The sequence below is a fragment of the Actinobaculum sp. 352 genome, from assembly GCF_003957265.1.
GTDB lineage: Bacteria > Actinomycetota > Actinomycetes > Actinomycetales > Actinomycetaceae > Asp313.
Window position 1 is genome coordinate 193,241 of sequence record NZ_RQSN01000003.1, and the last position, 12,371, is coordinate 205,611.

The following is a 12,371-nucleotide window of genomic DNA, read 5'->3' on the forward strand; positions in this document are numbered from 1 at the left end:
TACGTGCATATCGAACAAGCGAAAATGCATCCCGGCGGACTTGCGGGTGCTGTGGCGCCACGCGGAGCGCTGCTGATGGATTGCGACGATAGCGACTTCGCTGCGGAGATCTGGCAGGCGATTCGCTCCGGCGCGCGGTTCTCGCAGTTGCTGGAGGCGATTAGCGGGCGTTTTGCGCATTTTGACAAGCTGCCGTCATTCGCTCTGGCATGCATGGAGGGCGACTATGTGCGGATGGCTGTACGTGGTCCGATGATCGTCGCGCGGGAGTCCGGTGAGATTCTCAGCGAGGGCCATGGCGCTGCCAGTTGGATCGAGTCGCGCGTCTGGGGGCTTAGTGGCTTCGTGCTGCGGGCCGGTGAGGTCGAAGGCTCGGCATCCGACGGTGAGAGTTTTGACTCCGACGACGCGGAGATGAGCATGTCGTCTACGTCGGTGTTGACGAGTGGTACATGGGGTGCGCCCGCAGTGGGCGAGGAGATGCTATTGGGTGACGGTGTCACGCGCACCATGGATATTACCGTGAGCCTGGGCGACGACGACGCCCCTGCTATCGGCGCTATTGCCGCCTTGCCTGCGGTGGGCGTTCCGGATCTTATCCACGCGATCAGTTCTGCCTGGGGGTCGAATTGGGCCGCCTCGGCACGCGCGGTGGAACAGGTAAAGGTTGAAACTCGTGGCCCGTTCGACACCGGAGAAATGGAGGCGATTTCCGCTCCAATCGCGGAAACATCGCTGCCCGAGGGCGATGTCGTTGATGGTCCCGTGCTGGCAACTGCGGCCGCCGAAATGCCGGTTGTGGCCGACGAACCCAAGGATTTCTTTATCGATGAGGTTCCCGGTACCGAAATGTCGCCCGACCCGGCGAACACCGTTTCGTCGGGGGAGGAGTCCGTTTCTGAACCGGATGGCGCCACCGATCAGGATGCCGCCATCATCTCGGAAGGCGGTGTCGTCGACGCCGCAGCGCAGGGCCTCGCGGTCGATTCGATGCCGCACGAGCCTGGGGATGCGGTACGTGCTCAGGCCGATACGACGGCGTGCACCGAGCCGGTTACGGGTGGCGCAGACGAAGCTTTGGACGATGTTCAAACGGCCGTGAGTGAGGTGGCGCCGGACGAGGCGCAAGCGGTGCAGCAGGCCGGATCCGCCAGGGTTGATGAGTACCCGCATGAGTTCTCCCATGCCGAAGCGGAAGAATCCACAGCCGAGGCACTCAATGCCGCGGATAGCGGCCCGCAAGAGGAGTGGGTGCCCGCCGCCGATACGGGTACGGTGCCTACCGGAAATGGTGCGGCAGGCGCCACGCCCGACCAAGCGAATGTCGGAGAGGCAGCGCCCGCCGCTGTGGAGGAGGACGCGGTGGAGGAAGGTGCTGCGGAGGAAAGCGCTCCTGCTTCAGTCGGTGTCGAGTCTCCCGTGGCCGAACCAGTTCACAGGGAAGAGAGCGGAGAGTGGGACGACGCTAACGAACTCCATGCAGACGAACCAGAGGAGACAGCCCGGCCAAACGACTCCTCTGCTGCAGAGGAAGGAAGTGAGGAAGTGGGCGCGTCGAAAACGGGCAAGCTTTCCCTGGAGGCCATCTCCGCGGCTGTGCTAGAGCCGACGGCCACGCTGCCCACCGTGGAGCTTTCCCTGTCCGTGGCGGAACAGATACTGGCGGAAATGCAGGCCGCTGCACAGGAGGAAGCGGCCCAAGCAAGGGCGGCCACACAGGAAGGGCCGCGGGAGGTCTCCCCGGCAAATGTGGGCCCGCTCGGTTTCCCGTCTCCCGCCGAGAATGCGGAGGCCGGGGACGCCCAACAATTTGCGGGCAATCCCCCCGCTGCCGTGGCAGGCAGTGCCAGTGCTGCGGACGGTCAGGACGTGCGAAACGCGGACACGATTACAGCCGATATCAGCGAGATCTTCACCGAATTGAAGCAACTGGATAATCACACACCGCAGGCTGCTCCCACACAGGCAGGATCGGCTGAGTCGGCGGCACCGGAGCAGGCACTGTTCCCGTACCCGGCGCCGCAGGAGGAGTCTGGATCTGCGGCACAGCAGTGGGAACCCCCCGCCTCGGCGGATCAGCCACCTTTGGTGGACCAGTCGGCGAGCGATCCTGCGGTGGATCGGGTAGACTCTGCGCTTCCGGTTGAGGAAGCTGCGCCTGATCCCGCTTCCGGTACCGAACGAGAGCCGATGGTAGGTGACGAGTCCGGCCAAGAGGCCCATAGTGGGCAAGGCGGGGCCGACGGCGAGCAATCGGCTTCGGATATTGGCGGCCAGCCAGAGCCTGCCCCGGCGTCGGGCGGCGACGTTGTCGCGGATGACATCGCCGCGCTGCCCACCGGTCAGTACGAAGTCGAAGAGGCACGGCAGGAATCGCCCGCGGATCGCTCGCCGTTCTCGCCGGAACTAGCGCCCACGACACGGCTCAACCCGCTTTTCGAGCACCAGCCGACGGCCAAGTTCCCGCCAGTGTCGGAGACTGCCGCCAGCGCGCAAAATGACGGGGTCGCCTCGCCACCGCCTGCCGGGCAGGGACTCCCCACGGCCGAGAGCGGCTTGCCGCGCGCCGATCAATTTGACGCGGAGAGATTTGCTCCACCTCGTTCGGAATCCGTGGGCGATGCCTCCACGATGGCACAGGATGCGGTTGTGTTCACTGAACTCACACAGTTCGGTACTGCGGGGGAGCAAGCGGATATCGCAGACGATGGCGACCACGACGGCGAGACGGTGATGGGGAAGGCGGCGCAGTCTTTGCGTCAGGCCATTGAACCGCCGGCAATGGTGTTGGCCATGCTGTGTCAATTCGGGCACCCGAATCCTCCGCACGCCCCGCTCTGCCGGGTGTGCGGGAACCCGGTAGTCGGCCAGGCCAATTGGTACCCACGCCCCTCGCTGGGAATGGTTTTGGTGTCTACCGGCCTCCAGATCCCTATTGACGCGGATATCGTCGTCGGGCGCAAGCCCTCCGCTACCCCGGAGGAAGGCCGTCCACGTGCCCATCTGGTCACGGTTCCGAGCCCAGAGCGGCAAATCTCTCGCGTGCACTGCGAGATTCGCGTTGACGGCTGGGACGTACGGCTGCTTGACCGGAATTCGAATAACGGCACTTATGTGCTGCGGCCGGGTGAGAATCCCGTGCGTGTGACCAGTTCGGCACCGTACTTCGTGCAGCCGGGTGATGTTATTGATATCGGTGAAGATGTCACGTTAACGATGATGGGGCCGCAGTGAGTACTCGTCGTCCGGCCACGCCGCCGCGCATCCCGGGCGCCCGGTATCTGTCGTTTCTTGGTTCCGGCGGATTCGCCGATGTCTATTTGTATGAACAACAGATCCCGCGTCGCGAGATTGCCGTGAAAGTGATGCGCCGGGGTGCGACAGAGGAGATGCGCCGCGCCTTTCGGGCGGAGGCGAATCTCATGGCGCGCATGAGTTCGCATCCATCCATCTTGTCTGTGTACGGAGCCGGTGAGGCGGACGACCACCGCATGTACTTGATGATGGAGTATTGCCCGCCTCCGCATTTGGGCGCGCTGCTGCGCGAGCGCCGCCTGACGGTGTCCAATACCTTGGAAATGGGCATTCAAATCGCCGGGGCGGTGGAGACACTGCATCGTGCGGGTATCGTCCACCGTGATATCAAGCCGACTAATATCCTGATGACCGCCTTCCATCATCCGGTTCTCACTGATTTCGGTATCGCGACCTATGTGGGTGATCCACGGCCCGCAGAGGGTTTCTCCGTGCCTTGGTCATCCCCCGAGCAGGCAACCGGCGTGGGCGAAGCCGGCGTCGCCGGGGACGTCTATTCACTGGCCGCCACCGTGTACACCATGCTCGCGGGCCATGCTCCCTTTGAAATTGAGGGTGGCGACAACTCCGAGATTGCTGTGATCAACCGGGTGTTGCGTTCTCCGGTGCCGTCAACCGGCCGCTTCGATGTGCCGGAGGAGATGGAACGGGTCCTTGCCACGGCGATGGCGAAGGAGCCGCAGCAACGCTACGCGGACGCCTTGGAGTTTGCGCGCGCCTTGCAGAGTGTGCAGTCTCTGCTGCACCAGCAACCGACGCCGGTGGACGTGTTGGCGCAGGCTCCCGCCGAGCCGGATTTTTCCGAACCTGACGACGATGCGACCCGCATGGCGGTTCGGACGATCAATCCGCTGCCTTCCGATGGTGCGACGGCGGCAACGGGGAACACGGAGGAGTCCGGTTCGCGGCGACGTGCGAGAGTGAAGGACGACGCCGATGTGACCGTCCAGGAGGATCCGGAGCCGCGTGGAAATGGCTTGGTGGGATGGATTATCACGCTTGTTGTCGTTGCTGCGATCATCGGCGCCGCATGGTGGGCGATTTTCCATACCGACGCCGAAGAGGATCCGCATCCGATACCGACAGAGCCCCATCCGACCACCTCACTCGATGACTACGTGTACCCAGTTACGGGTTTGCGTGGCGAACTGTCTGCCGACGGCGAGCACGTGATCTTTTCATGGAAGAACGGCGACGGGAACGAGGGTGACACGTTCCAGTACACCCTGGTTGGAGCCGATCAGGTTGAGGTATATGAGAGCACAACAGAGATGAGTGTCACTGTGCCAAAGCGCATACCTGAAACGTGTCTCAAGGTTCTGGTGGAGAATGAGAATGGATTCCAGTCGAAGGAGGAACATGCATGCGTGACGACGACACAGTAGCAGACATGTCAGCACAGCCGAGTTCGCCTGGTGATATCCCACCGTTGGAGGTTGAGTTTTGCGGGGAGATTTACCGGGTGGACCCGGGCAGTACCTTCACCATCGGGCGCGTCGGTGACCTCGCCATCGACGATAACCCTTTCCTGCATCGCAATTTCCTTGTGATCGAGTATCACAACAATATGTGGTGGGTCCGCAATGTCGGTTCACGTATTGCCGTGACCGTGGCGGAAAACGCGGGAATGTTGCAGTCGTGGATCGGTCCCGGGACGCAATTGCCGCTAGTTGTCAGTGACATGAGCCTGGTTTTCACCGCCGGGCCGACCACATACGAAATCGATGTGACCGTGCCGGACAACGTGTACGAAATATCGGATAGGAACCGGACTTCTGTCGGTGAGACCACTGTTGGTCAGATCGTTCTGTCGCCGGCACAGAAGCTTGTGATTCTGGCACTTGCTGAGCAGTGGCTGAAGCGTGTGGGCACCGGGTCCGTTGATATTCCTCGCTCAGAAGAGGCGGCGGAGCGGATCGGCTGGACGCGTTCGCGTTTTAACCGGAAACTCGACTACGTCTGCGACAAACTTGACCAGTTAGGCGTGAAGGGCCTGCGCGGCGGCCAGGGAGCGCACGCCACTTATCGCCGCGCACGCCTGGTGGAGTACGCCGTCGCCGCCCAGTTGGTGAGTATTGATGACCTCCCGATGCTGGACGAGGAGCTCAAGGCGAACCAGCGGGCGCGCGAGCTCGCAAGAATCCAGCGGGCCGAGCGTGCCGCGGAGAAGAAGCGTAACGCCGCCTTGCGCAAGTAGTCTGCTCGGGTAGGGGCTGGTTCTCGTCCCGTCTGCGGAGTGACGGGCCCTTCGGAAATTGTCCGCTCGGGTAGGGAATCGACGGCGCGTGGTGTGGCACTCCGCCTGCCGCCCGGCGATCCCTGCACGCTGCAAGCGGCTTGGGAGAACCGTAGGCGGTGTTTCTAGGTTCCCAGGACGATGGAGACATAACTGAATCCGCCGCCGGGCACCGCTTCGCGTTGCGGATCCCCTAGCACGCAGAACCCGGCTTCCAGAACCGCGATGAGTCCGGCGACGTATTTCCAGTGTGGAAATACGTCGCCCGGGGCAGGCGTGTGGGCCGCCTCCATAGACGCGGTTTTTCTCACGGTTGGCCTGTGGTGCAAACTCGTCGGGATCGTCGAATGCGTGCTGATCGCGATTGGCAGCCGTCCAGTTGATGATGACCCGTTCATGCGCCGGGATTCGCACGCCGCCGAGCTCTACTTCCCGGGTGGTGACGCGGCGATTCGAGCAGCAGCGCGGTTCTCTTCCATCCAGGTGAGTAAGGCCTTCTCATGCGACTGGTTCCATCCGAGCCAGAGTGACTGGCAACGGACGGTGACAATGGATCCGATATCGGTGACGGCATCGACGATCTCACCTCGGGGGAGGTTGTCGACTACCGTGCGGGCGATATCGAGGAAGTCTGGAAACAACGGATTGACTGCCGCGTCACTGAGGTACCGCTCAATGAGCTTTCGGAAGCGTTGGTGCTCTTTGCCGTCCAGGGCGTTCGGAATATACAAATGCCGTGAGACTCTGCTGGAGAAGGTTTGCGCGTCCTCGGCGGCCATCCGCGCCTCAGCATTGCCGATGGGGGTAATGGACAGAATGTAGCCCCAATTGCGTCGCCGGTCCCTAAAATACGAGCCGGGACCCCGGCTAGATGGGGCCCCGGCTAACTCTGGGTCCTAAGTAGGAGGCGCGGACCCTCTGAGTACCCGACTGGGCAGGTCGGGCGTAAGCGCCGCGGCGTTATTGGAGGCTCGCGCACGGCGCCCTGGGCAAGCAACCACAATAGCTTGCGGTAATTATGCTAGAGCAGATACGCAAACTTCGATACGGGTATCATTACCCATTGTTTGACCACGGTTTGAAATTGACAAGTCGTGCAATTACTCGTAAAGTTGATGCTTTACACGCTCACCCGCCTTCGTGCACTCGCGTCATATGTACTTGTAGCAGGCGTTGCGCACTTGCCTTGCCTCCGATCATCGGGCGAATGCATGTGATCCCAATTCAGTTATGCCCGCACTCATCGCGCCCGATGAGTCAGGGCGAGATGTAACCTTCACCTGCCGTAGAGATACACCGCCATAGTGTCATGTCTGCCGTAGAGGCACATCGGAACCAGGAGCAATCCCACATTCACATGCGTGTTGTACGCGTCACGGTCAGCTCCTTCCGCTCCACCGACCAGTGCAATTTCACGCGCGCGTGTGAACGGCGCGAGCCGGAACCAAACAGACCGGAGCATGAGCGTGCAATTCACGCGTACGCGCGAACGGCCAACGGGCAACTGGTCAACGCGCGAACGGCGGTGCCAGCGAGGATGTCCGAAATGAAGATAACGGAGCGATTCACGTACGCGTGGAATGGTGGGGTCTTTCTGTCTGGGTTTCGTGTTGTCGTGGCGCGATTTACGTCCGTGTGGAATAGTGCGATGCTGTCGGAGTCGATCCTGTGCTTGCACGGAGCGATTCACGTACGCGTGGAATGACGACTACAACGCGGTGAGGTGACTGCGCACAAGCCGAGTGATTCACACGCGCCGAATGGCGGTGACCCGCCTAGAGGGAATAACCTTTTGCCCGTGAATAAACTGGCCCACGCGTCGTTGAGGAACCGACCCTTCGTTGCATTAGTCTGCGTCGTCGCATCTGTGCTCGGCGTACTGTCATTGCAGTCAATGCGAAGGGAACTGATTCCTCCCGTAGAGTTGCCTGCTGTTTCGGTTATCGCCATTTCGCCGGGTGCAACCTCCGAGCAAATGAATGAGCGTATCGCAGTTCCAATTGAGCAGCAGGTTGCGACCATCCCGGAAGTTAAATCGACGACGACGACGTCTTCGTCGTCGTACGCGATGATCACGGTCGAGTTGGAGTATGGCACCGATACCGCGCGAGCAACGGCGAAGGTCGAACAGGCGGTCTCTCGCGCCGATACGAATTTCCCGGAGGACACGAGCACCGAGGTGGCCTCGGGCGCGTCTTCGGATATCCCGCTCGCCATGATCGGCGTCACCAGTGACTCCGACGCCCTGCAGACGGCCGACAACATCAGAACCGCCGTTGTTCCTCAACTGGAGAAGATCGATGGCGTAGCCTCCGCGACCCTGGTTGGTGCGCCGGAGCAGCGGGTGACCATTGAACTCAATGCCGAGGCTGCGGCGGCGAATGGCGTGACGCCGCAAGCATTACAGGATGCCATGGATTCCAACGGGTTGGCGGTACCCGTAGGCACGGTAGCGGAAGATGGCAAGAATCTCGATGTCACGGTCGGCCAGCGAATCGATTCGCTGGATGCGCTACGAGCAATTCCTGTCATCACCACCGATCCGGCCACCGGAGAGACTAACGGCTCTGTGCCGTTGGGCGATGTGGCCAGCGTGGAGCTCAGCGGCGCGGATGCAACACTCTCCGCCCGCATCAACGGAAAGTCTGCTGTTGCGTTAGTTGTGTATCCGACGTCGAACGCAAATGTCGTCGACACCTCGCATGAGCTGACCGATACCCTCACCGAGCTACAGCCGTTGGTGGGTGGAGACGCCGAATTCACCACGATATTCGACCAGGCGCCCTTCATAACGGATTCGATTTCGTCGCTCGCCGAAGAGGGCGTGATGGGGCTTGTGATGGCAGTATTGGTGATCCTGTTGTTCCTCCTGTCCCTTCGGTCCACTCTGGTGACGGCGATCTCCATCCCGCTATCGCTGCTGATCGGATTCATCGGGATGAGGGTAGCCGGCTACTCGCTGAACATTCTCACCCTCTCCGCACTGACCATCACCATCGGGCGCGTCGTGGATGACTCCATTGTGGTCATTGAAAACATCAAGCGGCACATGGAGTATGGCGGCGACAGACGCACGGCCATCACGAACGCCGTGCGCGAGGTGGCCTCGGCCATCACCGCCTCTACGATTGTCACCTGCCTCGTCTTCCTGCCAATCGGTTTTGTCTCCGGTATGGTCGGCGAGCTTTTCCGGCCCTTCGCCTTAACTGTGGTGCTGGCAATGGCCGCCTCACTGTTCACCGCCCTCACCATCGTTCCCGTGCTCGCTTACTGGTTCTTGCGCCCCAGCCGCGCTGCACGAGCCGCAGTTGAGGCGACGCCGCAGGGTACGGAGAAGGCGGCGAGGTCGGCGGAACTCTCCGAGCAGAAGGATTCCGACGATAGTGCAGTGGACGCCGATAAAGACGATAGTGCGGCGAGTGCGGATGAATCAGTGCCCGCCATCTCCCCAGCGTGCGAGGACGAAGACGCCGTTCGATTGCGAGCCGAGGAACGGGAGGAAAACACGTGGCTGCGCCGAATGTATCGGCCCGTATTGCGCGGGACACAGCGTCATCCAGTTGTCACCCTGCTTGTTGCCATTGCCGTGCTGGTCGGCACGGGTGCTCTTTTCCCTCTACTCAAGGTCAACCTCTTAGGGAGCACGGGCCAGAATATGGTGTCGCTGTCGCAGAATGCTCCGGCGGGTACAGACATAGAGACCCTAACCGCACATGCACAGACGGCAGAAGCGGCGTTGGAGCAGGTCGACGGCGTGGAAACCGTCGCAACCACGATCTCCCCCACTGGAATCAATTTCAGGGGTGCATCGATCTCCTACACCATCGTTACCGATCCCGACGCGGATCAGGAGGCACTGCGCGATGAGTTGGAGCGGACGCTGCAGGACAACGCGTCGGGCGACGTAGTTTCTGCGGCTGACGTCACCGGACTGACCTCCTCTGCGGTGGAAGTGAATCTGGTTGCCAGCGACGACGAGGCACTTACCGCGGCGAACGACGTACTGTTGGCAGAGCTGCAGGATGTCTCCGGTGCGAAAACGGTAAGTTCCAACCTAGCGACCGAGCAACCGTCGGTGAAGATAACGGTTGACCGCGATGCCGCGGGGGCAGCGGGAATGACGGAGAACGACGTCGTCGGCATGATCTCGGCGCAGATTGTGGCGCCATCCATCGGGCAGATCACGCTGAACAATGTGGATACCGATATCTACGTCAAGCTGGACAGCCCGGCACAGACCGTTGATGACTTACGGAATCTCCAGATCGCGGGGCAACCCATCTCCGCATTCGCTACCGTTGAACAAGTATCCGTGGTACCAACCGTTGTGACCGTGAATGGCCAGCGCACCGCCACCATAACTGTGACACCAGAAGATGCCGACGATCTTGGCGCACTACGAACCGCCGTGAACAACGCGGTGGACTCCGCCGATCTACCCAGCAACGTCATGACCGTCGAGGCAGGTGCCGGAGAACAGATCGGTGACGTTTTCGACCAGCTCGGGCTGGCGCTTGCTGCCGCGATTCTCATCATCTATGTGGTGCTTGTCTTCATCTTCAAGAGCCTGGGCCAGCCCCTGTTGCTACTTATCTCCATACCGTTTGCCGCCACCGGAGCATTCCTCGTGCTGCTAGTGGCCGATATGCCGTTGGGTATTTCTTCTCTGGTGGGCATTCTCATGCTTACCGGCATTGTGGTGACGAACGCGATCGTATTGATTGATCTGATCAACCAACTTCGTCGCAATGGAATGGGGTTGGATGAGGCGATCAGCATCGGAGCCCAGCGGAGGTTACGCCCCATCATCATGACGGCCGTTTCCACCATCGCGGCGCTGCTACCGATGGCCTTCGGCGTCACCGGCTACGGCGGCTTCATTTCGCAGCCGATGGCAATTACTGTGATTGGCGGGCTGACATCGTCTACCATTCTGACATTGGTGTTGTTGCCGGTACTCTATCGATTAACACAGCAAAGGGGAGAGCGTAAACGCTCTCGTCGTCACTGAGGCGGTGCCGCCTCCCGCTGGACCGAGTTCAAGAGATTTCCGGACTAGCTGGGGTTGCCGCTGGAAGAAGTGCTGGGCGAGGTCCTCGGTCGGTGCGTGGGTGATACCTGCGGTCGGCAGGGTGACGACCCGGTAGATGTCTTCGCGCTCATTGCGGTGCAGAGACAGTAGTTTGGAGGTCTAGAGATGTTTGCAGCGGAAGAAGCACCCGTTGACCCATTGACGGAGGCCACTGGAGCGTTCTCCGACTGGGTGTACACCTACGTTTTGATCGGGCTGCTGCTCTTGGTCGGTCTCTACTTCACGATCCGTACACGTGGTGTCCAGTTCCGTGAGTTCAGGCAGATGCTCCGCGGGATCTTCGGTTCGCGCGACAGCGACGGTGACGGGATCTCCTCCTTCCAGGCTTTTGCGATTGGATTGGCCTCACGTGTGGGAACCGGCAATATTGCGGGCGTGGCTCTGGCGATTGTCGCGGGTGGCCCGGGCGCCGTTTTCTGGATGTGGGTCGTCGCACTGGTCGGTATGGCCACCGCCTTTGTTGAGGCGACTTTGGCGCAGCTCTTCAAGGTCCGGTGGAAGGATGGGACGTTCCGGGGTGGACCGGCTTTCTATATCGAGCGTGGCCTTGGCTCGCGTTTCTGGGGTGCGGTATTCGCCGTATTCCTCATCTTCTCTTTCGGTGTTTCATATGAGATGGTGCAAGCCAACACCATCTCGGAGACGCTCGCGAACCATGCCAATGTATCCCCGTGGGTGACTGCCATACTTCTTGCTCTGCTCACACTGCCGATCCTCTTCGGCGGCATTAGGCGGATAGCAAAGGTGACGGAGGTACTTGCCCCGATTATGGCGGTGGTTTACATCTTCATCGCCATTCTCGTGATTCTGCTGAACTATGACCGAATTCTCCCTGTCTTCCAGATGATCTTTGAGAGTGCTTTCGGACTGCGTGAAGCGGTGGCAGGCACCGAAGGTGGCATCGTCGCCGCGATGCTGAACGGCACGCGCCGCGGCCTTTTCTCCAACGAGGCCGGCGAGGGATCGGCACCGAACGCTGCATCCACTGCGCAGGTCACCCATCCGGCCAAACAGGGGTTCATCCAGTCTATTGGCGTGTTCGTCGACACGATTCTGGTGTGCTCGGCGACGGCCTTCATCATTCTGAACGCCGCTCCTTCTGTGTACACCCCGGGCGTGGAAATCGAGATGAAAGGAGCCTCGCTCACCATCGCCGCGCTGCAGAGCGAACTCGGCACGTGGATTGTGCCGGTCATGCTGTTCTTGCTTTTCGTCTTCGGATATTCGTCGATTATCGGCAATTTCGCCTACACCGAGGTCAATGTGGACTTTCTTAGCAAGGGATCGCCGCGGAGTTTCCTGATCGTGTGCGCGGTGACGGTGGCTTCCGTGGTTGTCGGCGCGGTGGCGCCTTTGCAGGCTGTATGGAACTTCGCGGATATCACCATGGCGGGGATGGCGCTTATCAATCTCGTTGCCATCACGCGCCTTGGGAAGTGGGCGTTCGCTGCGCTGCGAGACTACGACGAGAATCCGGAGCGCCCGTTCGTTGCGACGAACAATCCCTATATGCCTGGGGAGTTGCCCACCGATATCTGGGTACGACGCGAGCGTGCGCTGGCTTAATTCGGGAAGCCTGTGACCGCACGCCCTCGCGCGGTGGCGTGGCGCGGGCGGGTGTGCCTCATGTCACACCATTGCTTGGGGTAAGAATACATCTATTCTGCGAATTGCGCCAATTTATTTCCGGTTGGTGGCATGGGTATTGATGCCCATGCTTCTAGCGTG

7 protein-coding genes are annotated in these 12,371 nt (G+C 60.7%); 5 read left to right on the top strand and 2 right to left on the bottom strand.

The genetic code is table 11. The features are described 5' to 3' along the window. Positions 1-3 precede the first annotated feature (3 nt). Genes EKN07_RS04870 through EKN07_RS04880 form a run of 3 tightly spaced genes read left to right on the top strand, consistent with a single transcriptional unit; the run spans position 4 to position 5,512 of the window. The gene (locus EKN07_RS04870) at positions 4-3,234 is read left to right on the top strand and encodes an FHA domain-containing protein (protein WP_126145779.1); all 3,231 of its coding nucleotides are present in this window, start codon (positions 4-6) and stop codon (positions 3,232-3,234) included. After that, positions 3,231-4,700 carry a serine/threonine-protein kinase gene (locus EKN07_RS04875; protein ID WP_126145780.1) on the top strand — a complete coding sequence of 490 codons (1,470 nt, stop codon included), beginning with the start codon at positions 3,231-3,233 and terminating at the stop codon, positions 4,698-4,700. Before EKN07_RS04870 ends, EKN07_RS04875 begins: the two co-directional genes overlap by 4 nt. Then, a complete protein-coding gene (locus tag EKN07_RS04880; RefSeq protein ID WP_240611281.1) occupies positions 4,679-5,512 on the top strand; it encodes a hypothetical protein in 834 nt (277 codons plus the stop codon). The genes EKN07_RS04875 and EKN07_RS04880 overlap by 22 nt, the downstream gene beginning before the upstream one ends. 164 nt (positions 5,513-5,676) lie before the next feature. Here the strand turns inward: EKN07_RS04880 and EKN07_RS12820 are convergent, their stop codons facing one another. Beyond that, positions 5,677-5,862, bottom strand: coding sequence for a hypothetical protein (locus EKN07_RS12820; protein ID WP_206435679.1), 186 nt, complete (start codon positions 5,860-5,862; stop codon positions 5,677-5,679). A 114-nt stretch (positions 5,863-5,976) separates the two neighbouring features. Continuing rightward, entirely contained in the window at positions 5,977-6,330 is a 354-nt protein-coding gene (locus EKN07_RS04890; protein ID WP_108716467.1) for a hypothetical protein, read from the bottom strand. Positions 6,331-7,349: 1,019 nt separating this feature from the next. Between EKN07_RS04890 and EKN07_RS04895 the strand changes: the two genes are divergently transcribed. Beyond that, complete coding sequence (locus EKN07_RS04895) at positions 7,350-10,562, top strand: efflux RND transporter permease subunit (protein ID WP_164505532.1); 3,213 nt, start codon at positions 7,350-7,352, stop codon at positions 10,560-10,562. Positions 10,563-10,748: 186 nt separating this feature from the next. Beyond that, the gene (locus EKN07_RS04900) at positions 10,749-12,209 is read left to right on the top strand and encodes an alanine/glycine:cation symporter family protein (RefSeq protein ID WP_108716464.1); all 1,461 of its coding nucleotides are present in this window, start codon (positions 10,749-10,751) and stop codon (positions 12,207-12,209) included. Positions 12,210-12,371 lie beyond the last annotated feature (162 nt).